Origin of the sequence: Oceanobacillus sojae (assembly GCF_007991515.1) — a bacterium.
Lineage (GTDB): Bacteria > Bacillota > Bacilli > Bacillales > Amphibacillaceae > Oceanobacillus > Oceanobacillus sojae.
On the sequence record NZ_BJYM01000021.1, the window covers coordinates 13,353 to 36,594 of the forward strand.

Consider the following 23,242-nt stretch of genomic DNA (forward strand, 5'->3'; position numbering starts at 1 on the left):
CCGCTCTACATAGAAAGAACCTTCCCATGATGAATTGGAACATTTGCCCACCTTGGTGTGTTTTTCTTTACCTTGGCAACCAATACTGTCATATCATCATTAATATCTCCTGATCTTGTCCGAATCACCTCTTCTAATAACAGATCAGCAATCTCTTGCGGATCCTCCGTGTCCATTTCTTTAATTTTACGTTTTATCCAAATATCGATATTCTCCACGTCTTTTGGCCCATCAAAAATTCCATCACTCATCATAATTAATAAATCATCCGGCTTTAGCTGTTCACTGACAATATCTACGTCAAACTCTTTAATAATCCCCATCGGAAGATTACTGGCCTCAATTTTCAGCATTGCGTTTCCTCTGCGGACAAAGCTCGGTGTCGAACCAATCTTTAAAAATTCTGCAGATGCGTTATGCAGATCAACGACTGCTAAATCAAGCGTTGCAAACATCTCATCAGTAGTACGCAAAGCGAGAATCGAATTGATGGTTTTGATGGCAACCTTTTCTCGTATCCCTGTCTGTAAAATTTGCTGCAATAAGCGCAATGTTTCTGTACTTTCTTCTTTCGCGCGTTTTCCATTCCCCATCCCATCACTGATAGCCATGGCAAACTTTCCTGCGCCAAGCTCAATGGTTGTAAAGCTGTCTCCAGATACAAGTCCACCTCCTTTTGCTGCATTTGCCGCTCCTGTCTCAATCGCAAAATCTCTTGCTGAGCCGAAAACGAAGTGGCTATATCCGTACGGGAAAGAGGAAATATCCTCCGTTTTCACCACAATCATTTCATCGAGCAGCTCTGAAAGAATAGGAGCAATCAGCTTTTCACCCTCTCCATGATATTCATAAAAGCTTGTTGTCAATTCAATATCTACATTTCCTTTTTCCAAGTGATAAATGTCTAGGCGGACTAATTCTATTCCCATCTGCTTTAAAGCATGGATAATTTGCGATTCCTGCAGCTCGTGGTGCTGCCGCTCCTTTAGTATTTCTTTAGCAAAATCATTCATTACTTCAGAAACACCCTGGAGCTGATCAGAAACTAAGCGCTTACTTTCTGTTACCTGCTGTCTGAGCTGTTGATTTGCTTCGTGAAAGCTCATTTCTGATCGCATTGCCTCCACCACCTGGCGTGATTTCACACAATGATTCTCAAAATCCTTCATAACATTCCGATTTGGATCCTGTCCGGCAGTTATATCCTGCTTCATGTCCTCCATCAAAGAATAGGTTTTATCAAATTCCTTTTGCCAGCATTTATTCTTTAGAAAACACCCCTGGCATGTTTTTTCCGTCACCTGGCTTAAAAAGTAATCTGTATCTCTCTTCTCGTCCCTCTTTTCATCACTTAATGTCCTGTCTGTTACCGCAAAACTTTTTGAGAGTGCTTGAAAAACATCTGAAAATTGCTCCACTCGCTTTGCAGTAACGTTTCGAACCTTTTGTGAATACTGCTCTTGTTCATTTGTATATGCTTCTGTCCCCGGTATATAGCGGGCAATTTGCTCAAACCATGATGCCGGAGTAAGTATAAATAGCATCACTGCCATAAGCGATTCTATTAACGACGGCAATAAAGCAACATTTTCACCATAGACACCAATTAAGCCTGTCCCGATTAAGAGGCCAAGCGCCGTCCCTGCCTTCTTTCCCTCCTTCAATAATCCACCGAGTACTCCTGAAAAGGCAAGCAGACTCATTTGATAGAGGTTAGCAACATTGGCTAATGATAAAATCATTCCTGCTACAACACCGACAGTCGATCCGATTGCCGCTCCACCGACAAAAGCAAATACTAACACAAAATATCTTGAAAAGACCTGCTCTAAAGAGGCTCCATACACCTCCCAGCCAATGAATCCTGTTAATACAGAGGCAATAAGAATAATCAGACAGACAATTTCTTCACTTTTTAAAGCAGGTTTATACCGTTTTGGTGATAATAGCGGAATGCTTTGCATAAATATAAGTACAAGAATTGCTCCAAGTACTCCTTCTATGGCTAACATCATCCATTGGAAGGACGATATTGTATCCTGGATAGAATATAGAAACATTCTCGGCAGGCTGGTAGCTAAAAAAACCGTGACAGGCAGCATCCACTGCTGGTTTTTGATAGACTTTGTTGCTGCCGATATGAAAATAAATAAGATAAAAGCAAGAAAGATAAAAACAACATGCTGCATGGAATAAGTTAGTGCTCCTAAAATAACAGCAATCATAGACCGGAATGATTTATCACGATGGACAAGCCACATACTGGCAATAAACGCAACAGCAAATGGAGAAACCGCCTGCAGGATGACAGCCCGTCCTAATAAGAAACCGGTAATGTAAAATAACCAGCCTTGCGCGATCAATACATGATTAATCTTCGCCATAATTTGTTCTCTCCATTTTCTCTTTTTATGTGCTTTCTCGATTGCAATGCTTCCCGAATCCACCCTTGGAATTGAACCTATCATTTTATCCACTCCCATCTTTCCAACTAGTAAAACACAGGTTGTATTCTTTTTTTGTCAAAAAAACATGGCAGCTTCTAAAAATCGTTCGACTTAATTTTGGTAAGTTAACATCGTTTTACAAAAAGGGTGTATACCTGGCGAACAATAAATTTTTGTTTATAGTGATGGGAATACAGCTAATTTGAAGCTACTGTTTGATACATTTCCATCATTTAAAATCTGCGCAGCTTTTTAGATATTGCTTCATCATTTGTAGAAAAAGGTGGGAGAAAAGCTGTTCTTTTCTATAAGCTCGACAAGATAGGCGAGCCTTAAAAAAATAGAGCAGAAAACGTATTTTTTCAGATTGACCGCTATATATTCCGGGGCTTTTACAAATCAGTCTATAAAATATGCGTGGAAACTATTGACACTTTGTATTGTCTGTTGTATGATTTTTCTTGTTGGTTTTAATGGCGGCGTAGCTCAGCTGGCGAGAGCGTACGGTTCATACCCGTGAGGTCGTGGGTTCGATCCCCTCCGCCGCTATCCTGAAAAAAAGCTTATTTCCCTTACCGAGGAAATAAGTTTTTTTGTTATTATGCAACAGTATTATTGGAAGGGAATAATTACAAATGTTCTCAGTGGGTGCAAACTCTCACTTTAAGTATCATTTGATTTTATAAAATCAAATGTTTCGATGAAGTTCCCCACTTATTACATCTAACCATAATATATTCATTTGATAGTCTAGATTATATCCATTTGAGATTATCCATGCTGTCGTTTTACTGTATGTCCTGTGATTTCATTTTATCTAATTCTTTATTTCTACGTTTACTAAGAGCTACTCTTCCTTCATGCCATTCCATAGCCAGAACAATCATCCCAGCTAAAAGAATCAGCGCATAGGCAAGGACACTTTCTATTCTTCCTATATATAAGCTCCATGTTAACCAGAAAACAAGGAGAACAGGAATAATCGCTCCCCAATAAACTCTATTTCTGGTTGAGAGAAAATACTGTATTGCCAGAAATCCTGCAATTATAAACGCATCATAAATACCAAATCCAAACGTTATTTTTCCTCCTTTTCCTGTTTATACTTTTCAATAATTAATTTTGCTTCTTCAAGATTGATACGATCATCGATGGAAAGCTGTTTAATAAATTTTATAAACTCTTCATTATCCTTGGCATGATTTAATTTTATCTTTTCAATCAGCCTATCCAGCTTAATTCTTACTGTGGGATAAGAGACAGCATAAATTTTCGCAACCTTCTTTAATGAGCCGGAGTTCATCACGAATTTTTTAATGCACTCTAAATCTTCCTCGTCTAAGGATAAAATCCAATCTGGTACATTTTTGATATCCATATAGTCTCACTCCTCAATATTTAACGAATTATTAACCAACACAAAAAAAGCCAGGACAGTAGAAGTCTTTTAACCCAGCAAATTATAGCGAACATAAATTATGTGAATAACCGCTTAGGAATATATACTATACTTTCTTCTAAAGCCCGTATATATTTCCTGCATTTTTTACACATTCTCCGTTATTGGGGTTAAACTCTTTTCCTCTTGTCCCAGCCCTGCCAAACATATTAAAAAAGCAGATGCCTCCTTAATTTAAGAAGCATCTGCTTTGATCTATCCATAGAGCATTATTAATAGACAGCAACCACTATCCTCTTCTAGCACCCCGTCCACCACGCTTGGATTCAGTGTGCTTTTTCAAAGAGGCTAAACGATCCTCGGAATCCTTTAGGAAACGATTCATTTTGGACTCGAAGTTCTCCGTGCGTTCTTTTTGACTCTTTTGACGTACTTGCGGGCGATCTTTCGCCTTTCTAATGGACAGGCCGATTTTGCCATCCTTTTCAACATTAATGACTTTAACCTTTACTTCATCTCCAACCGTTAAATGTTCATTAATATCTTTGACATAGTTGTCTGCAACCTCACTAATATGAACCAGACCTGTTTTTCCTTCTTCTAACTCCACAAAAGCCCCAAAATTAGTGATTCCGGTTACTTTTCCTTGCAGCTTGCTGCCTACTTCAATTGACATAAAAGAAATGCTCCTCCTTAAAAGATTAAATGTTCTTCAATATATAGTATATTAATCAAAATAAAAAGTGTCAATATGATGGGTCTTCATCAGGCAATTTAAATATTAATTCTCCTTCATTTGAGAAGAAATAATTAGTTCTGGCAATCTCAAGAACATAATCTTCGTCCTTCAGGAGCTCAATTTCATTATTTAAATCCGATTCTTCCTGCTTTAAATCTGCAAGCTGCTGCTCTAACTGTTCATACTCGTCCATTTTATCCGCTTTAATCGACCGCTGACTGAAATGATAGACTGACATACTTCCTATGATCACCGCAACAACTAATGCATACAGTACCAACCTTCTGGTAAGGCGCTGTTTTTTTCTATTCTGTCGCTCTATGTACGCATCGTACTGGTGTACGGACTTAGAATGAAGTTTTGTTACTTTCTTCTTTCTTTCTTCCACAGCTGTTACCTCCTCCGATAAGACTGAATCCATCTAAGTGACGTTTAAAAAGTCCGATTAAAATGACACGGCGAATTTCTTCGTTAGCTTGCATCTCCGTTACTCACGTATTTAAAGCATACGTTCCGTTACTCAATACTTCGCTGCCTCAAACTTCTTGGTCCTTTTAATCGGACTTTTTAAACACGTATTTATAAACTATATTCTGTATTTTACTATAAAATCCTGCAATTTGCAGAAAGAAATTTTGAATTGGTTTTGGAAAAAGGCGAAAAAGGCCTGTCCCTATCCACCGCAAAGGAGTAAATAAAAAAAGAAACAACCATATAATTATTTTCATAACTCCGATTAGTATTGCTTTTATCATACGATAGAACGTGAAGAATATCCACCGCAAAGGAGAAATAAGCAATATTTTTATCAATTTTTCTATTCCCTGATAAATTGCTTTAAAAATTCGGATCAAACGTTCTAATAACCTTTTGTATACTTGTTTTGCCAATGCCTGATAAGCAGAAAAACCAAAGAGGCTTGCTAGTACAATATAGATTCTGAGCTCTCCTTGATTCACCCGGTATAATATATAAAATAAAATGCCCGCCTGCATCATCCAAAATAATATTTCTAAAAAATACGTTAAAAATAACCGCCCCTTCCAGTAAACTGTGAAGCGACGGAAGGTTTCCTGAGCGATGCCTAAATAAAAACCGCTTAAAGCCATCGTGATAAGTGTTAGAAATTGCGTAGATAAAGTCATCGGAATAACTTGCTAAAGAACCCTTTAGCTTTCTCCTGCTGCTGGTCATCTACATAGGAAAGCTCATATATTTTTCCTTTAATAGTGACAATCCCTTCTGTCACGTCTAAATTCTTTAACTGTAAATTTTGTCCGCGGATAATTAAATACCCCATCACTGTTTCTAACAGAAATGCTTCGTTATCAAAGCTGTCTACTTCTTTGACGCCTGTAATTTCAAGGTTTTTTCGTTTGTCTATTTTTACGGTATGCTCTTGTTCAATATGATTTCTTACATCTTTATTCTCATAATAATTCATATAAAAACCCTCCCTATCGTTAATAGCTTATGATGGGAGGGACAAGTATAGAACTATATTTCTACTGCTCTAATTTCTCTTCTTTAACAATCTTATAAAGCGTATCTGCTTCGTCTTTACGGACATTTTCCCGCAAAGCATTTACTTGTATAGTAACGAGTTTTTGACCAAACCGGATGATAAGCTCGTCTCCTTCAGAAAGAACAGTAGAAGCTTTCGCCGCATTACCGTTCACAGTAATTCTTCCTTGATCCGCTACTTCCTTTGCTAAAGTACGCCGCTTAATTATCCGGGATATTTTTAAAAATTTATCTAATCTCATCATCAATTCTCCTCTGTTAGCTTTTGTTTTTTCTTCGCTTCTTCCCAGTAAGCATCCATTTCCTGCAGAGAGGCTGTTTTAGGTGTTTGATGGTTTTCTTTCAGTTTTTCCTCTATATATTGAAACCGGCTGATGAATTTCCGGTTGGCACGCTCTAATGCCACCTCAGGATTTACTTTATAGTATCTGGAAATATTCGCTAAGACAAATAAAACATCCCCAAGCTCCTCTTCTACATCCGTAAATTCCTTTTCCTCGACCGCCTCGATAACCTCATTTATTTCTTCCTTCAGCTTCTCCCAAACTTCCTCTACACGTCCCCATTCAAAGCCGACCTTCCCTGCTTTGGAGGTAAGTTTATATGCTTTTGCCAAGGAAGGAAGATTTGCCGGGATGCCATCCAATATAGATTCTCTTTCTTTTCCCTTTTCCTGTTTCTTCAGCTCTTCCCAGTTCTGCAGCACCGCTTCTTCTGTATCTGCTACTGTTGATGAAAAGACATGCGGATGGCGATAAATCATTTTATCAGAAATCGACTGAATCACATCATCTATCGTAAAATAACCATTATCCTCGCCAATCTGACTATGCAATAAAATATGCATCAGCAAATCGCCAAGCTCCTCAACAATATGGTCATCATCCTCTTCATCAATCGCTTCAATCAGCTCATAAACTTCTTCAATGGTATGATGACGGAGGGATTCATGTGTCTGCTTCTTATCCCAGGGGCATCCGTCAGGACCACGTAAAATCGCCATCACCTCTCGTAAAAATGCAAACGTATGATGAAGATATCCTTCTGGAGCTGGCGGAATATAGAGCGTGGTTAAATTACTTATTTCCATCCGGTGATCCAACTCTTCCAATGGGACTTTTTCAATTTTTTCTGTGTTACTCCCAGCTGCCTCTACGATATAAATTTCATAATCGGATGGCAATTCTTCTAATAAAGTCAGCTTGACCTCAGACGCGATAAATGTATCATACACCTGGCAAACAAATAGATGATTTCGCAAATTAAGCTGATTACGTTTGAAATCTGTTCCATCTACGAACTGAAAGCCTTCGATAGGATCAATCTTCATCGCTGTGAACAAATCATCCAAATAACTTTGCCCACCGGCAATTGACACTTTAATTTCCTGTTGACTCAGCAAAAGTTGAACGGTTTTCTCTGCCAGCATGGGATGACCTGGAACAGCATAAATTACATTATTCTCACTTGTTTTCGCAGCTTCTATCAGCTTTTCTGTAATGCGCTCATACACCATTCCAAACTGCTCTTCCTCTTTGTAAAGCTGATCAAAGGACGTAAAAGAAACTCCTTCTGCTTCCAATGCTTCAATTACGGGATGATCTAATGTTCTTGCATAAATCGTCTGCTGTGTCTTTATTAATTTTCTATATACACCGAGCGGCAGCTGCTCTAAATCTCCTGCCCCCAGTCCAATGACTTCTATTTGCTTCAAGGTTGTTTCCTCCCTTTGTAAATACGTAACAAGTACTCTGATTTCGGTAAAATCTTAATCTGATTTTCAGTTAATCCGCCAGTCTTAAGCAAGACAAAGAGGAATAGGCCTGCTCCTGATATGGAGATAAAGATTACATATACAAGCAGCAGGATTCTTACATCCATTACATGTGAAGAGAATATCCCTTGTACCACCAACAGATAAATTATCATCGCTAAGCTCGCCGCGGCTAAACTTCTCCAGGAAATCGAACGGTATAATGGCATGCCTGGCAGTTTCCGGTATAGCTCTATAATTACAAGCAACAATAACACACCCAGACTGGAGACCGTGGCTATACTCGCTCCATAGACACCATAAAGCGGTATTAGAATCAAGTTGCTGCATACCTTTACCACAAATGAGATGCCGATAAATACGGCTGTCCGCACAATCATGCCCAGGCTCTGTAAAATAGATGCACCGATAATAGAGATGGTAGACATTACAATAGCCACAATTAATAACCTTAGTTCACTCGTTCCCTGCGTATTCTTATAAAGTAGTTGATTGACCTCTGGAAAAATAATAAATAATCCCAAAACCGCACCTGCAGCGATAAAAATACCAACATGCATTGCTGTCTGAATATAGTTGGTTACCTGTTTTTTCTGATCTTTTAATTTCTGGTGACTGATTGCCGGTATAATTGCCAAGGCAATAGATGACCCAATAATTGTCACCATCTGAATAAGCGGCTGTCCCCGGTCAAATACGCCCTTCATCTCCTTGGCCTCTATTTCTCCTGCTCCACTTGCTATTAATTTCGGCACAAACGTAAACGCGTCCGCTAATTGCATTAATAAAAGTATCATATGATTCATCGCAGCAGCTATCCCAAACAGCAGCAGGATTCTTAAATAGTTCTTCCATGGAACTGCTTCTTCCAAGTTAGGTACGCCTACCACTTCATGTGAATCATTTTGATTTTTATAGTTTAAAAATAAAAGAATGGCGAGTGCACTAAAGCCTCCCAGCAAGGATGCCAGTACCGCTGTTGTTCCAATAGCATAAATTTGCAAAACTCCTTGGCTGACCAGCCACGCCCCCACAATAATTATACATACACGAATAAGCTGTTCTCCAATTTGAGAGAGGGCAGTAGGAGCCATCTCATACCTGCCCTGCTGTATTCCTCTGAGTATTGCCACAGCCGGAACAACCAAAAATAATATTGCAGCCAACTGATATAACCCAATAAAATGCTCATCACCAGCCATTTCAGCTAATAATGGTGCAGAAACATAAATTACTGCTGTAAGTATGATATGAAAACTCCCAAGGATTAGAAGAATAGGGCGATAAAAGCCTTTCCAGGTTAATACTTTTCCCTTTTCAATTTCTGTCGCCGTCAACGAAGAAATTGCTGAAGGGAATCCATATAATGCAAGCATCGTCGCAATTCCTAACAATGGATAGAGCTGTTGATACATATAAAATCCAATATCCCCTGTCAGGTTTTGCAATACAATACGATAAACGGCACTAAACACTTTACTTATCAAACCGGCGATACTCAGTAAAAGCGCACCTTTAACCAACCGGCTTGTTTCATTATCTGACATGACGAATTTTTCCTTTTCCAAATGAATTTATCTCAGTATATCATATCAGGGAGAAAAGCACTTGGTCTTTAAAACCCTGACATTCTTATCACTAAGATGCCTACCTCAATCTCTCTGCTATATTTTCGGATCTGCCTACAAAAAAGAAGCTTGTACTCTAGATTGGAGGGTAACCTAGAGAAAGCTTCTTTTTGAAAAAGTATGAATGAGGGGCGGTCTATTCCATTTGTTTAGCCAGAAAAACAGATGCAGTCTCTGCTGCCTTCTGCTCTACCTTACTCAGTTTATCTTCTTTAGAGAAAATCATCACACAGCCAATTGGATCACCGTTGGCAATAATAGGATGAATCGAATAAGAGTGCAGCTCCTGCTCATTTCCATCTACAATTTCTACCTGAGACTTATCACCTTCATAAACGGGTGAACGTCCTTCAATAATATTAGTAATATAGCTGCTTAATGATTTATTTGCGTACTCTTTTTTAGACTCTCCTGCTACTGCAATAATTTCATCGCGATCTGTAATAATAACCGGCGATTGTAAAGATTGAAACAATGCCTCTGCATATTCTTTAGCAAAATGGCCTAACTCACTGATTGGTGAATATTTTTTTAAAATAACCTCTCCCTCACGATCAACGAAAATTTCAAGGGGATCTCCTTCACGGATACGCAGGGTTCTCCGAATTTCCTTTGGCACCACTACTCTCCCTAAATCATCAATACGTCGCACTATTCCTGTTGCTTTCATCTAAGTATCCTCCCTTTCTAAATGACGATTCTGACTTGGATGGAAAGTCTTCCCTCCATAATTCATCACCGGTTGTTGTAATAGTATTAATCAACCAGAAATAACTATACATTCCAAATGAAATTTTTGTTATTTTTTTGGAGGAGATGAAGATAAAAGCAAAAAATAGAATTTTAAAACCTTATTTATTCATAATTACTTGATAGCCTCTCACTGTCCCCCATATAATAAGTATATTAGGTTCCCTCTATACTGGTCGGATTATCAAGTAGTGCTCTACTTCTTCCTTGCTTACACCTCTTAAATCATTTGATAATAAAAAATCAATATTTTCTTGAGAAGGTATTAAAAAAGCTGCTCCCTGGAATAGAGAGCAGCTTTTCACTGGTAAACCATATTTTTACCGAGTTACATTACTTAACTGTTTAATAAATTCGACCACAACATCGTGACGTTTATAGGCCTTGTCATTACTCCATTTAATACCTGCTTTTAAGTTTTGATTTTCTGTGCCCAGGCTGATCTGACGGTCAAATTGATTAGCCACTTCAAATAATTTAGAGCCATCAATTTCCTGACTTCTTCCTTCATCAATCAGCATCGTAATTTTCTTTGGAGCCTCTGTGATAGATTGGACACGCTGTTGTTTAGCGTGCATTCTCATAATGCTCACGGTGAATAAATTTTCAACCTCTGCAGGATAATCTCCAAAGCGGTCAATTAATTCATCTCTCAGATCCTGTACTGCTTCTGGACTATCCAAGTTTTGGAACTGCTTATACATTTCAATTTTCTGCTTCTCATCCTTTAAGTACTCATCCGGAATATACGCATCAATTTTCAAGGAGATTTCCGGCTCAAACGGCTTGATATCCTCTACTTCTTTTCCTTCTTTACGGGCATCGATTGCATCCTTCAACATTTGAGAGTACATATCAAACCCTACAGAATCAATAAAGCCATGCTGCTGCGCACCTAGTAAATTCCCGGCACCACGAATAGATAAATCACGCATTGCAATTTTAAATCCAGACCCGAGCTCCGTAAATTCTTTAATTGCCTGCAATCTTTTCTCAGCAACCTCTGTTAATACTTTATCACGCTGATATGTGAAGTAAGCGTAGGCTACGCGATTGGAGCGTCCGACACGCCCTCTTAGCTGATAAAGCTGACTCAGTCCCATATGATCAGCATGATTGACAATTAATGTATTCACATTTGGAATATCGACACCTGTTTCAATAATGGTTGTACTGACTAAAATGTCATATTCTCCTTCAATGAAGCCGATAATAACATTCTCCAGTTCTGATTCATTCATTTGCCCATGGGCAATAGCCACTCGCGCATTTGGCACAAGCATCCCAATATCACGAGCCATTTTTTCAATATTTTCCACCCGGTTATGCAGGAAGAACACCTGGCCGCCTCTGGACATTTCCCGATCCACTGCCTCACGGATAAAGGATGGATTATATTCCATCACATATGTTTGAATCGGGAATCTATTTTCCGGTGGTGTCTCAATAACAGATAAATCCCTCACACCGAGCATAGACATATGCAATGTTCTCGGAATAGGGGTTGCTGTCAGTGTTAAAACATCTACATTAGTTTTCAGCTGCTTAATTTTTTCTTTATGCTTTACACCAAATCGCTGCTCCTCATCGACAACAAGTAAACCTAAATCCTTATATTGGACATCCTTTGATAAGAGACGATGCGTTCCTACAACAACATCCATATTTCCATCCGCCAGACCTTTTACTGTATCGTTTGACTGCTTACGTGTACGAAAACGGCTTAATAAGCCAATATTAATCGGAAAATCCTGAAATCTTTCACGGATTGTCTCATAATGCTGCTGCGCCAGAATTGTTGTTGGCACAAGGATAGCTACCTGTTTTCCATCTGCTACTGCTTTGAAAGCTGCACGGATAGCTACCTCCGTTTTCCCGTAACCTACATCTCCGCAAAGTAAACGATCCATTGGCCTTTCTTTTTCCATATCTTCTTTAATTTCTGCAATACAACGGAGCTGATCCTCTGTTTCCTGATAAGCGAAGGAAGCTTCAAATTCCCGCTGTAATTCAGAATCAGGTGAAAAAGCGTACCCTTTCCGGGATTCACGTTCCGAATACAGCTTGATTAAATCATCGGCAATATCCTCGACAGAGCTTTGTACCTTCCGTTTTACTTTTGTCCATTCCGTACCGCCCAATTTGTAAAGCTTCGGTTCTTTTCCTTCTGAACCAACAAATTTCTGAACTAAGTCAATCTGGTCAATCGGCACGAACAGCTTATCATCTCCAGAGTAACGAATCAGCATATAATCCTTATGCAGCTTATTAACCTCTAAGGTTTCAATTCCCAGGTATTTCCCGACACCATGATTTGCATGCACAACATAGTCGCCGACTTTTAACTCCTGATAGTTTTTAATTCTTTCCGCATTCGAAATCTTCGGCTGTTTTCTGGAGCGTTTCATACGCTTTTTGAATAGCTCATTTTCTGTAATAATTGCCAGCTTATGCATCGGGAATTCAATACCCCCGTGCAGATGGCCAACGATAATTGTCGGCTTTTGTATAGGGAGTTTTAATTCATTCTCCACTTGTGTTTCAATATCATAATCTTCTAAAATGGAATGCACTTTTTCGGCACGCTGTTCATTTGGCGTGAGAATAATAACAGAATAATCTCCTTTTTCCCAACGCTTTAATTCATTTTTAAATAAAGGCATCTGTCCATGAAATTCCTGCATCGTTCTGGTCGATAGATTAATAACGTTTTGCGGATTGGTATTCGGGATATGCCGCATAAATACAGACATATATACACGCGGATGCGAAATGTCATCTATCAGTGTATTCCACGCGAAAGAAAACTGGCTGCCCCGGACCATTTTATTTCCTTCCAACAGCCCTGTATACCATTCCAGTTCCTCATGATCTAAGTTTGTTGCTGTTTCCTGAATACGGCTCATTTCGTCAAAAAAGACAACGCCATTCTTTGGCAAATAGTCTAATAAACTAGCGGGCTCGTCATATAAATAGCCGATGTATTTATACATCCCCTGAAAACGAGTCAATTGTTTAAATTGTTCAATATCCTGACCAATTATCTCAACAAGATCTTCACGATCAGCAGGTTTTTTGACTTTTTTCAATGTATCTGAAAGTGCATCTTCCAGTCTTTCTGCCACTTTCAACATTTCTTGTCTATCTATTAGTAATTCCGTGGCAGGATTGATGGTTACCTCTTCCACTTTATCTAAAGAGCGTTGTGATTCCGCATCAAAAAAGCGGATAGAGTCAACCTCCTCGTCAAACAATTCAATACGAATCGGATGCTTTTCCGTGATTGGATAGATATCAATAATCCCCCCGCGCTGACTGAATTCACCGGGAGCAGTAACCATAGAGGTGCTTTCATATCCCATCTCTACCAGAGAACGCAAGTAAACCTCCATTTCAATATCCTTGCCAACTTGAAATAGAAGCTGATATTTATTCCAATATGATTTTGGAGGCAGCATCCTTTTTAATGCTGCAACAGGTGCAATTAATATCCCTTTATCTTTACGCGTCCAAGCTGTTAATGCTTCAATTCGCTGTGCACGCAGTTCCGGACTGGCTACAGCCATTTCAGAGGCTATTAACTCATTAACAGGATAAAGATAAACACCTTCATCATTTGTCAGCTCCGCCAAGTCATCATATAGCTGCTGAGCCTGAGCTAATTGATGCGTAACAATTAATAAAGGACGATTCATTGATTGATATATAGTGGACAGGAGCAGACTTCTGGCAGAACCGCTTAAACCGGCAACCATCTGCTCTTTTATGCCTGCAAGCAATCCATCCATAATTGACTGTATATCTTCCTGTGATTTTAAATAACTATGAATTGCTTTCATTCGTATTTCCCCTCTAAATTGTTAAAGTATTTTTAGAAAATTTGGCATCCGTTAATCCTTAAAAGACGCAGAATTGACCGACTTTTAAGGATTAACCAGCCAGTTAAAATCGTTTAATCTATGCAAATAAGAAGGGTTTTTTACCCCTCCTATTCGTAAAAAACGCTGATTGCGTATAATCATCAAAAAAACATAATAAAAATTTTTAAGAAAATGGTATATATGGTCATATATTTATTCATAAAATGATTACAAGAACCGAAATGCAGAGCCCTTGCAAACTTTCACTTGTCGGCTCCAAGGCTTTATTTGCTGAAGCTGAATGTGGCTATTTTTGAATAAAAATCAGCTTATGTTAAAAATATCATAAATATAATCATTCATCTATTGTAAGAAATGATCTAATTCATGATAATCCGGATGCGTTTCAAGAGCCTGTTGGCAGTGTTCGCAAATGACTTCCAAACGGAAATCACCGTCTTTTTCAAAGACTATCATTTCTGATATATCCTGCTCTTCTATAAGGTCAAGAAAACGTAAGGACAGATCAATTTCTGTATGATTCAACACACCCAGTTCTTTTCCGCAATGCCGGCAACCATAGTAGATAACCATCTCATTCACCTCGATTAAAACTAAGAAGTTTTAAAGCACAGGATATTCCTTATTGGAAAGGATCTCTGTACTTTTTATTTAGTTTTAACCGAGGGGAATAAGAATATACCTTGCTTAAAACAAAGGTATGCTTTATTGATTAAAATCATTCATCACTTCTATAAAAGGTTTACCATTTACCCAGGCTTCAACAGCATCAGCTGCTTGTTGGATACTTTGGCTGACAGCCTCTTTTTCATCCTTTGGAAACTTCCCTAATACATAATCCACGACAGGCATTGCATTTACCGGCCTTCCTACTCCTAACCGCACACGCTTAAATTCCTTCGTGCCTAAATGATCAATGGTCGAACGCACGCCATTATGCCCGCCATGACCGCCTTTTTGCCGCAGTCTGATTTTGCCGGCGGGTAAGTCCAAATCATCGTAAATCACAACAACATCATCTGTATCTATATTATAATAATCCATCAATGGCCGAATTGATTCTCCGGATAAGTTCATATAGGTTTGCGGCTGTAATAATACAATCTTTTCTCCATTGAAATGTTCTATCGCATATTCTCCATGAAACTTGGAATTGTTTAATTTCCAGCCATGTCTTTGTAATAACTCATCAATTGCACAAAAACCAATATTATGACGTGTTTTCTTATATTTTCTGCCGGGATTCCCAAGCCCTACGATTAACTTCATTACCTTGCCCTCACTTCTAAAAACACATTTTCTTGAAAACACAACAACCCTTCTTTACACATATTTGTATCATATGAGTAAAGAAGGGAGGTATTACTTATACATTCTATATATTGTTAAATGAAAGAAATTATTCTTCCTCTGCTTCGTCTTTCTCTTTAATAACTTCCGGTTCTGCATTCTCATCTGTATCTGTTTCTAAATCTTCTTCCGTAGTTGGAGGTACAACTGAAGCGATTGTTGTATCTGGATCATCTAAAAACTCATAGTTTCCAGTTACTTTCAAGTCAGAAATAGATAAGCTGTCGTTCACATCCAGTTCAGAGACATCTACTACGATTTCCTCTGGAATATCGTTTGGTTTTGCACGGACTTGGACTTCATAAAATGGCTGCTGTAATACGCCACCTTCTTTTTCGCCTTTTGATTCACCCTCCAGGCGAAGAGAAACCTCAACGTCCATTTCTTCAGACATATTTACGATATAGAAATCGGCATGAAGTAAATCATCCTTTATCGGATCAATTTGATAATCGTGCAGCATAACATCAACAGAATCACTGCCTTCGACTTGAAGAGAAATGACTGCATTCCTTCCTTCATCCCGAACTGTTTTGACTAAATCTACACTATCCACAGAAACTGTCTTGGGATCTTTATTTTTCCCATAAACAACCGCCGGGATTCTACCGCTGTTTCTAATTTCGTTTGTTGCTGATTTTGCAAGATCTTCTCTTTTTTGTGCGTTTAATTTTACTGCCATTCGTATCACCCTCCAAGTTGATTAAAAAAATAATATGAAACATCGTCATTTATTGCGATTTTGCATCATTTCTTTTTCTCAATAAAATAAACGGTCAGTATAATACATACCCCAAAATGGAACAACTTAAACCTTAATCAAAAAGAATACTTACAGATTGCATTTCATGAACACGGATAATTGCCTCGCTGAGAAGAGAAGCAACCGATAGTTCAGTAATTTTATCAATACACTTTTCTTCTGGCAAAGGAATCGAATCTGTGATGACAAGCTCTTTAATTTGTGAGTTATTAATCCGCTCAATTGCAGGACCAGAAAGTACCGGATGTGTACAGCAAGCATATACTTCTTTGGCGCCACTTTCAATTAATGCGTTTGCTGCCAAAGTAATTGTTCCTGCAGTATCGATCAGATCGTCAATTAAAATAGCCGTTTTTCCTTCAATATTACCAATAATGTTCATAACTTCTGAAACATTCGGACGCGGACGGCGTTTATCAATAATACCGATAGGTGCTTTTAAGCGATCGGCCATTTTTCTGGCACGGACAACACCGCCATGATCCGGTGAAACAACAATTACATCTTCTAAATTTTTCTTCTCAAAATAAGTAGCTAAGATTGGTACACCCTGTAAGTGATCAATAGGAATATCGAAGAAGCCTTGAATTTGAGGGGCATGCAAATCAAGCGTGATCATACGATTTGCTCCTGCTTTTTCAATTAAATCCGCTATTAATTTTGCTGTAATTGGCTCACGCGCTCTCGCTTTACGATCTTGACGTGCATAACCGTAGTATGGCATCACAATATTAATTGATTTGGCAGAAGCTCGTTTCAAAGCATCAATCATAATAAGCAGCTCCATAATATGCTGGTTTACCGGAGCAGAAGTAGATTGGATGACATAAACGTCAGATCCACGGACACTTTCTTCAATATTAATTTGTACTTCTCCGTCACTAAATTGTGTTACCGTACATTTCCCTAATTTTGTGCCGATTTGAGCTGCGATTTTTTCTGCTAATGCTTCATTCGAATTTAACGAAAATACTTTCAACGATGAATCCTTATAACTGGATGACATTCAATTAACCTCCATGATTTTATAGTTTATTTTTTAAACTTTTTAGCATATCCTTCTTTGTTTTCCTGCTTCGATCTTGCAATGGATAATGCCTCATCCGGCACATCTTTTGTAATTGTCGATCCTGCTGCAACGTAAGCACCTTTTCCAACTGTGACTGGTGCAATTAAATTTGAGTTACATCCAATAAACGAATCATCTTCAATTGTTGTCAGGAATTTATTTTTACCATCATAATTTACTGTAATTGTACCACAGCCGACATTTACGCGCTCACCCACATTAGCATCGCCAATATAACTAAGATGAGAAACTTTGCTGTTATCACCGAGGTTTGTTTTCTTAAGCTCTACAAAGTTACCGATTTTCGTATCATTACCGACATTGGACGCTGGACGGATATGTGCATACGGGCCAATATTAACCCGATTGCCTATGCGGCTGTCCGCAGCAACACTAAATCGGATATTTGTGTCTTCTCCAATTTCACAATCTTTAATTTCTGTATGCGGGCCAATTTCCGAACCGGTTTCAATGGATGTTTCCCCTTTTAGAATCGTTCCCGGGTGGAGGTACACATCAGAAGCAATCTTTACATCAGGGCCGATATACGTATTATTAGGATCCGCGATGGTCACACCATTACGCATATGCAGCTCATTAATACGTCTTTTCATAATTTTTTCAGCTTCACTTAACGCTACACGGTCATTAATACCGATTGTCTCATTAAAATCAGCTGCTACATAAGCGCTGATACGCTCGCCCTGGTCACCTAAGATTTTTATAACATCTGGTAAGTAATATTCACCTTGTGCGTTGTCATTAGAAACTGATTTTAAAGCTTCAAATAATGCTTTATTGTCAAAGCAATAGGTTCCTGTATTAATTTCTTCAACCTCTAATTCAGCTTCTGTAGCATCCTTATGCTCGACAATTTTCTCTACTTCTCCCGCTTGATTTCGAATAACTCGTCCGTATCCGGATGGATCATCTGCGACAGCTGTCAATATACTTGCTTTAGAGCCCGTTTGTTCATGATGCTCAAACAATTTTCGGAATGTCTCTGCCCGGATCAAAGGAGTATCCCCGCAAGCCACAATGGTTACACCTTCTTTATCCTGCAACAGTTGTTCAGCCTGCATCACAGCATGTCCCGTACCCAGCTGCTCTTCCTGTACTACAAAGTCACTCGAATCTCCAAGCTGTGTTTTTACCTGATCTGCTCCAAACCCGACAATGGTAACTATCTTATCTAATTGTGTCTGTTGCAATTGATCCACAACATGCTGTACCATTGGTTTTCCAACTACAGGATGAAGTACTTTATATAACTTTGATTTCATCCTTGTTCCTTGTCCTGCTGCTAAAATTACAGCAAATCGATTCGCCATTCGGAAACCTCCATCATCTCTAAATATCCATTTAAAAATATATCGTAAAAAAAACCTTATTTCAATAAAATTGTAGATTTAATCTCTATTAGTGCGTGTTCAAAAAATTCGATAAATAGGACCAAGAAGTTCAAGGCGACTAGCTTTTTACGAACGGAGCGTATGCATTATAATACGTGAGTATCGGAAAAAGCTAGTCAACGAAGAAATTCGCCGTGTCATCTTTATTGGATTTTTTGAACATCCTCTATTATCTATGTTATCATATTTTATTTTTTTCGTGGTAATTGATTCACAAATTAATAAGTCAAAAACCCTGAAAAAAATTCCAATTACAGATAAAGTAAAATACTATAACCGGAATTCGTATCTTCATACTACATAAAAAAGCAATGGAAGTTATTTAACTTCCATTGCTGCTTTGACTAAACATGTCTATTTTAACTGTTTAAATCATCTGCTATATGATGTTTTTATTCAAGCATTATTCATTAGCCAAGCTGAGCCTGATGAAGGCGGCTGTACATCCCTTTCTGCTGCAATAGCTCTTGATGTTCTCCCTGCTCCTCAATTCCATCTTTTGTTAACACAATAATACGATCTGCGTTCTTTATAGTAGCTAACCGGTGAGCAATGACTAATGTTGTCCGTCCTTTAGAAAGTTCTGCCAGTGATTGCTGAATAGCCAGCTCTGTTTCTGTATCCAGAGCCGAAGTAGCTTCATCCAGAATCAAAATAGGCGGATTCTTCAAAAACATACGTGCAATTGATAAGCGCTGCTTTTGACCGCCCGACAATTTAACGCCTCTCTCGCCAATTATCGTATCTAAACCATCTGGCTGTGTATCAATAAATGTTTTTAACTGGGCTTTTTCTGCAGCCTCTATAATTTCTTCATCGGTTGCATCAAGCCTGCCATAAGCGATATTCTCCCGGATCGTACCAGAGAATAGAAATACATCCTGCTGTACGATGCCAATCTGATTCCTCAGAGAATGCAGGGTAAAGTCCTGGATATCATGGCCGTCTATATAAATATGTCCTTCCATTACCTCGTAAAAACGTGGCAGTAAACTGCATAACGTTGTTTTCCCTGCACCTGAAGGACCAACAAAGGCAACTGTTTCTCCCGGCTGAATCTGCAGATTTATACGATGGAGAATATGCTCTGCTGGATGATAACCAAAAGATACACTTTCATAACGAACCTCTCCATGAACCGGAATATCCTTCGCTTCAGGGCTGTCCGCAATGTCAGGGTTCATATCCATTACTTCTGTATAGCGCTTGAAGCCGGCGAAGCCCTTTGGATAGCTTTCAATAATTGCATTTATCTTCTGTATAGGAGCTAACAAAATATTCGATAAAAGTAAAAAGGCAACAAATTCACCGTAGGTCATGGAACCATTGATGACAAACCAGGTTCCGAACAGTAACGTAAATAAAGTAACAACACGCATCAAAAAATAATTAGACATAATATTCTTCGCCATAATCTTGTAAGAAGCCAGCTTGGTTTGACGATACCGCTCATTGTTCTCCGCAAATTTATCCTGTTCATATTCTTCATTAGCAAAGGCCTGAACAACACGAATTCCGCCAATACTGTCTTCCACTCTGGAGTTTATATCTGCAATATCGTTGAACATCATACGGAATGTTCCCGTCATCAATTTATTAAAATAAATCGCAAAGATCATTAATAAAGGAATAACAATAAAGGAAATGACTGCCAGCGGCCAATTGATACCAATCATAATCATAAAAGCACCTATCAAAGTCATGATAGCAACAAAGGCATCCTCCGGGCCATGGTGAGCCATCTCTCCAATTTCTTCTAAGTCCTTTGTTAAACGCGAAATGGAATGACCTGTTTTATTATTATCGAAATGACCGAATGACAGCTTCTGCATATGGCTAAACAGCTTCTGACGCATATCTGTTTCTATATTAATCCCCAGTCTGTGTCCCCAATACGTCACAACATAATGCAGGAACGTATTAATTCCATAAATCATCAAGAGGGCAACACACGCCCAAATAATAAGCGACCAATCCCCCTGGGGCAAAAGCCGGTCAATTACCCGATTAACCGCCAACGGAAAAGCAAGTTCTAATAAACCGACTAAAATAGCACAAGTAAAATCTAAAATAAAAAGCCCTTTGTAAGGCTTATAATAAGAAAAGAAACGTTTAATATATTCCATAGGAACGAACCTCCTTCCAGTTCTGATTCTCTTTTTATCAGCTGATTACATTATTTAATTTATTACTGTGCAGCTGGCTGCAATTTTTAAAGATGTTACGACAACGTTTTTTGAGAGGCGAGTAACTACAGACCCGGCCCAAGTCCGTCACGAACTTAGCCTTCTTCTTTAGTATAGTAGGGATGAAAAGAACTCCCCCTGCAAAGAGCTTTACTTTATCAGCTCAGCAACTAATTTTTTATTACGTTTTTTAAATATATCGTTGTGTGAAGATACCATCCCTGATTCAAATGCATCAGGCTCTACAAACTGTTTTGCTTTATTTACTGCATTTACTGCATCCTGAAAAGCTCCTGCAATTAAATGAACCTTGCCATCGTACATAATCACATCTCCAGCTCCATATATACCTGGTATAGAAGTCTCGCTGAATGGGCTGCCGGCAATAAAATATTCATTAGCCATTTCAATCTGCAACTCGCTTTCCTCCAGCAATTTCTTCTCCCGGACAAACCCGTGATTAACTACTAATTCGTCAATTTCAATATGGGATAATTGATTTGTCAAACTGTGCTTTAATTCAACCTGCTGGATATACTCACGTGTCTCGTTGGCAACTAAACGCTGGATATCCGTATCAAATAAACAATCTACGGAACTATTCATTAATTGCGTTACATGCGCCTCGTGGGCATTGAGTTCATTTTTTCGATACACCAAATAAACCTTTCGTGCAATCGGCTCCAGTTCATTTGCCCAATCCACTGCTGTATGTCCTCCACCTGAAATAAGCACCGTCTTATCCTTAAATCGTTTCAGTGATTTAATCGTATAGCTCAAGTTTGAAATCTCAAATTTCTCTGCTCCGTCAATTTCCAGTTTTTGCGGGTTCAGAATACCGCCGCCAATAGCAAGAATGACTGTCTTGGAATAGTGCTTTTCTCCTGAGGAAGTATCAAGTATAAATATCCCTTGTTCATCTTTGGAGATTGCAGTTACTTTTTCATTACAGACAATCGTTGGATGAAAGGTTTTAGCCTGTTCGATCATTTGCTCAATCAGCTTCTCACCAGAAACCGGTGTTAACGCTCCAATATCCCAGATCATTTTTTCCGGATACACATGAACCTTTCCACCCAGATGCTCCTGATATTCAATCACTTTCGTCTTCATTTCCCGCAATCCGCTGTAAAAAGCAGAGAAGAGACCTGCCGGGCCCGCTCCAATAATGGTTACATCATAAATCTCTGGACTTTTCATCAGATAACCTCCTTGTGTGCTTTTCAAAATAAAATAGATAGTAAAAGGAAAGAGAGCTTGCTTCCCCCTCCTTTTTCAATCAAATTTATTTAAATAATTCCGGATACATTTCTTCCGCCAATATTTCCATTCCATCAAGCGAATTGTAGCTATATCCAAACATGTAGTTGTAATCTACTGCATAAACCTGTTCATTCTGAATGGCCTTCATACTTGAAAGCTTCTGATTATTATATAAGCCTTCCTTTATTTTTTCTGCATTTTCAGGATCATTGTCTATCCAGGTAGGAATAATCAATACATCCGGATCTGTTTCAATTAATGTCTCAATGCTTACCTCTCCTGTTTCACCTTCAAAGGCATTTGTAAGCTTTATTTTACTAAATACATCATTAAAGAAATTCTCTCCACCTGCAGCATATACAGAGACCTCATTCGGATCCGTCATGTGTAAATAGACAAATGTTTTGTTTTCTTCAATACTCGATAAATTATCAATGATAGACTGTTCCTGCTCTTTTAATTGCGAACTAAATGCTTCTGCCTCTTCCTGTACGTTAAAAATCCTTCCTAAATTCTCAATATCTTTATAGATAGATTCATAGGTTGCTCCATCTATGGAAGATTCCAGTACATAGGTATTCACATCCATTTCATTTAAGGAATCTACCGTTCCAACACCCCAATCATCGTTTGAAAATAAGCCTCCGCGGCCAAAGACTAAATCTGGATCTGTTCCTAAGGCCACTTCTTTGCCTACATAAGAATCACTTAAAATGTTCAAGTCATTATAATCCTCTTCTACAGTTGGATCTGGCGCACCAAAGCTGGCACCAACACCAGCAATTTTATCCTTTAAGCCTAAATGCAATAATAGCTCAGCTGCGGGTCTTGTATTTGCCATTACCCGTTCGGGGGCCTGTTCAAAAACTTGATCCTTTTCTTCCCAAGCCGAACCGCCTTCAGGCAGAGAATAGTTACTGATTGTTACTGGATAATCCTCCGCTGCTTCCCCTTCTTCCACTGCGTTACCCTTCGTGCTGTTGCCGCAAGCTGCTAATATAGTGATAACAGAAAAAACTGTAAATAAAAGTAAATATTTTTTCATGTTCCGGCCTCC

The 23,242-nt window shown here is 38.7% G+C and carries 19 protein-coding genes and 1 tRNA gene; 1 reads left to right on the top strand and 19 read right to left on the bottom strand.

Going from position 1 to position 23,242, the window contains the following annotated elements:
- Positions 1-5: 5 nt before the first annotated feature.
- Positions 6-2,468 carry a stage II sporulation protein E gene (gene spoIIE, locus OSO01_RS19860; protein ID WP_147212221.1) on the bottom strand — a complete coding sequence of 821 codons (2,463 nt, stop codon included), beginning with the start codon at positions 2,466-2,468 and terminating at the stop codon, positions 6-8.
- 454 nt (positions 2,469-2,922) lie between these two features.
- Between spoIIE and OSO01_RS19865 the strand changes: the two genes are divergently transcribed.
- Positions 2,923-2,996: transfer RNA gene (locus OSO01_RS19865), tRNA-Met, on the top strand.
- Between the two features lie 529 nt (positions 2,997-3,525).
- Here OSO01_RS19865 and OSO01_RS19875 read toward each other — a convergent pair.
- The 18 genes from OSO01_RS19875 to OSO01_RS19960 all read right to left on the bottom strand — a co-directional run bounded on the left by OSO01_RS19875 (position 3,526) and on the right by OSO01_RS19960 (position 23,230).
- Complete coding sequence (locus tag OSO01_RS19875) at positions 3,526-3,825, bottom strand: DUF2089 family protein (RefSeq protein ID WP_147212222.1); 300 nt, start codon at positions 3,823-3,825, stop codon at positions 3,526-3,528.
- Between the two features lie 310 nt (positions 3,826-4,135).
- Entirely contained in the window at positions 4,136-4,522 is a 387-nt protein-coding gene (locus OSO01_RS19880; RefSeq protein WP_077602862.1) for a S1 domain-containing RNA-binding protein, read from the bottom strand.
- 70 nt (positions 4,523-4,592) lie between these two features.
- Positions 4,593-4,973, bottom strand: a complete 381-nt coding sequence (locus OSO01_RS19885; protein WP_147212274.1) for an FtsB family cell division protein — start codon at positions 4,971-4,973, stop codon at positions 4,593-4,595.
- 166 nt (positions 4,974-5,139) lie between these two features.
- Positions 5,140-5,730, bottom strand: a complete 591-nt coding sequence (yabQ, locus tag OSO01_RS19890; protein ID WP_147212223.1) for a spore cortex biosynthesis protein YabQ — start codon at positions 5,728-5,730, stop codon at positions 5,140-5,142.
- Positions 5,727-6,029 (bottom strand): sporulation protein YabP, encoded by a 303-nt coding sequence (gene yabP / locus OSO01_RS19895; protein ID WP_147212224.1) that lies wholly within the window; start codon positions 6,027-6,029, stop codon positions 5,727-5,729. Before yabP ends, yabQ begins: the two co-directional genes overlap by 4 nt.
- Before the next feature lie 61 nt (positions 6,030-6,090).
- The gene (locus tag OSO01_RS19900; RefSeq protein ID WP_147212275.1) at positions 6,091-6,351 is read right to left on the bottom strand and encodes an RNA-binding S4 domain-containing protein; all 261 of its coding nucleotides are present in this window, start codon (positions 6,349-6,351) and stop codon (positions 6,091-6,093) included.
- A 2-nt stretch (positions 6,352-6,353) separates the two neighbouring features.
- Positions 6,354-7,823, bottom strand: coding sequence for a bifunctional methyltransferase/pyrophosphohydrolase YabN (gene yabN, locus OSO01_RS19905; protein WP_147212225.1), 1,470 nt, complete (start codon positions 7,821-7,823; stop codon positions 6,354-6,356).
- The gene (locus OSO01_RS19910; protein ID WP_147212226.1) at positions 7,820-9,430 is read right to left on the bottom strand and encodes a putative polysaccharide biosynthesis protein; all 1,611 of its coding nucleotides are present in this window, start codon (positions 9,428-9,430) and stop codon (positions 7,820-7,822) included. Before OSO01_RS19910 ends, yabN begins: the two co-directional genes overlap by 4 nt.
- A gap of 217 nt (positions 9,431-9,647) precedes the next feature.
- A complete protein-coding gene (gene spoVT / locus OSO01_RS19915; protein ID WP_077602855.1) occupies positions 9,648-10,181 on the bottom strand; it encodes a stage V sporulation protein T in 534 nt (177 codons plus the stop codon).
- Positions 10,182-10,581: 400 nt separating this feature from the next.
- A complete protein-coding gene (gene mfd / locus OSO01_RS19920) occupies positions 10,582-14,100 on the bottom strand; it encodes a transcription-repair coupling factor (RefSeq protein WP_147212227.1) in 3,519 nt (1,172 codons plus the stop codon).
- Between the two features lie 384 nt (positions 14,101-14,484).
- Complete coding sequence (fin, locus tag OSO01_RS19925; RefSeq protein WP_147212228.1) at positions 14,485-14,715, bottom strand: anti-sigma-F factor Fin; 231 nt, start codon at positions 14,713-14,715, stop codon at positions 14,485-14,487.
- A gap of 132 nt (positions 14,716-14,847) precedes the next feature.
- Complete coding sequence (pth, locus tag OSO01_RS19930) at positions 14,848-15,411, bottom strand: aminoacyl-tRNA hydrolase (protein WP_147212229.1); 564 nt, start codon at positions 15,409-15,411, stop codon at positions 14,848-14,850.
- Between the two features lie 130 nt (positions 15,412-15,541).
- Complete coding sequence (locus OSO01_RS19935) at positions 15,542-16,174, bottom strand: 50S ribosomal protein L25/general stress protein Ctc (protein WP_147212230.1); 633 nt, start codon at positions 16,172-16,174, stop codon at positions 15,542-15,544.
- 133 nt (positions 16,175-16,307) lie between these two features.
- The gene (locus OSO01_RS19940) at positions 16,308-17,261 is read right to left on the bottom strand and encodes a ribose-phosphate diphosphokinase (RefSeq protein ID WP_147212231.1); all 954 of its coding nucleotides are present in this window, start codon (positions 17,259-17,261) and stop codon (positions 16,308-16,310) included.
- 26 nt (positions 17,262-17,287) lie between these two features.
- Positions 17,288-18,655, bottom strand: coding sequence for a bifunctional UDP-N-acetylglucosamine diphosphorylase/glucosamine-1-phosphate N-acetyltransferase GlmU (glmU, locus tag OSO01_RS19945; protein ID WP_147212232.1), 1,368 nt, complete (start codon positions 18,653-18,655; stop codon positions 17,288-17,290).
- Positions 18,656-19,146: 491 nt separating this feature from the next.
- Positions 19,147-20,862, bottom strand: a complete 1,716-nt coding sequence (locus tag OSO01_RS19950; protein WP_147212233.1) for an ABC transporter ATP-binding protein — start codon at positions 20,860-20,862, stop codon at positions 19,147-19,149.
- A gap of 210 nt (positions 20,863-21,072) precedes the next feature.
- Positions 21,073-22,122 carry an NAD(P)/FAD-dependent oxidoreductase gene (locus tag OSO01_RS19955; protein WP_147212234.1) on the bottom strand — a complete coding sequence of 350 codons (1,050 nt, stop codon included), beginning with the start codon at positions 22,120-22,122 and terminating at the stop codon, positions 21,073-21,075.
- A gap of 85 nt (positions 22,123-22,207) precedes the next feature.
- Positions 22,208-23,230 carry an ABC transporter substrate-binding protein gene (locus OSO01_RS19960; RefSeq protein WP_147212235.1) on the bottom strand — a complete coding sequence of 341 codons (1,023 nt, stop codon included), beginning with the start codon at positions 23,228-23,230 and terminating at the stop codon, positions 22,208-22,210.
- Between the last annotated feature and the right edge of the window lie 12 nt (positions 23,231-23,242).

Excerpts from the sequence above, each read along its gene's own strand:
- OSO01_RS19900 (WP_147212275.1), bottom strand. The coding sequence starts at position 6,351 with ATGAGATTAGATAAATTTTTAAAAATATCCCGGATAATTAAGCGGCGT.
- pth (WP_147212229.1), bottom strand. The coding sequence starts at position 15,411 with ATGAAGTTAATCGTAGGGCTTGGGAATCCCGGCAGAAAATATAAGAAA.
- OSO01_RS19940 (WP_147212231.1), bottom strand. The coding sequence starts at position 17,261 with ATGTCATCCAGTTATAAGGATTCATCGTTGAAAGTATTTTCGTTAAAT.
- OSO01_RS19935 (WP_147212230.1), bottom strand. The coding sequence starts at position 16,174 with ATGGCAGTAAAATTAAACGCACAAAAAAGAGAAGATCTTGCAAAATCA.
- yabQ (WP_147212223.1), bottom strand. The coding sequence starts at position 5,730 with ATGACTTTATCTACGCAATTTCTAACACTTATCACGATGGCTTTAAGC.
- OSO01_RS19960 (WP_147212235.1), bottom strand. The coding sequence starts at position 23,230 with ATGAAAAAATATTTACTTTTATTTACAGTTTTTTCTGTTATCACTATA.
- mfd (WP_147212227.1), bottom strand. The coding sequence starts at position 14,100 with ATGAAAGCAATTCATAGTTATTTAAAATCACAGGAAGATATACAGTCA.
- OSO01_RS19955 (WP_147212234.1), bottom strand. The coding sequence starts at position 22,122 with ATGAAAAGTCCAGAGATTTATGATGTAACCATTATTGGAGCGGGCCCG.
- OSO01_RS19880 (WP_077602862.1), bottom strand. The coding sequence starts at position 4,522 with ATGTCAATTGAAGTAGGCAGCAAGCTGCAAGGAAAAGTAACCGGAATC.
- fin (WP_147212228.1), bottom strand. The coding sequence starts at position 14,715 with ATGGTTATCTACTATGGTTGCCGGCATTGCGGAAAAGAACTGGGTGTG.
- spoIIE (WP_147212221.1), bottom strand. The coding sequence starts at position 2,468 with ATGATAGGTTCAATTCCAAGGGTGGATTCGGGAAGCATTGCAATCGAG.
- yabP (WP_147212224.1), bottom strand. The coding sequence starts at position 6,029 with ATGAATTATTATGAGAATAAAGATGTAAGAAATCATATTGAACAAGAG.
- OSO01_RS19910 (WP_147212226.1), bottom strand. The coding sequence starts at position 9,430 with ATGTCAGATAATGAAACAAGCCGGTTGGTTAAAGGTGCGCTTTTACTG.
- glmU (WP_147212232.1), bottom strand. The coding sequence starts at position 18,655 with ATGGCGAATCGATTTGCTGTAATTTTAGCAGCAGGACAAGGAACAAGG.
- OSO01_RS19950 (WP_147212233.1), bottom strand. The coding sequence starts at position 20,862 with ATGGAATATATTAAACGTTTCTTTTCTTATTATAAGCCTTACAAAGGG.
- spoVT (WP_077602855.1), bottom strand. The coding sequence starts at position 10,181 with ATGAAAGCAACAGGAATAGTGCGACGTATTGATGATTTAGGGAGAGTA.
- OSO01_RS19875 (WP_147212222.1), bottom strand. The coding sequence starts at position 3,825 with ATGGATATCAAAAATGTACCAGATTGGATTTTATCCTTAGACGAGGAA.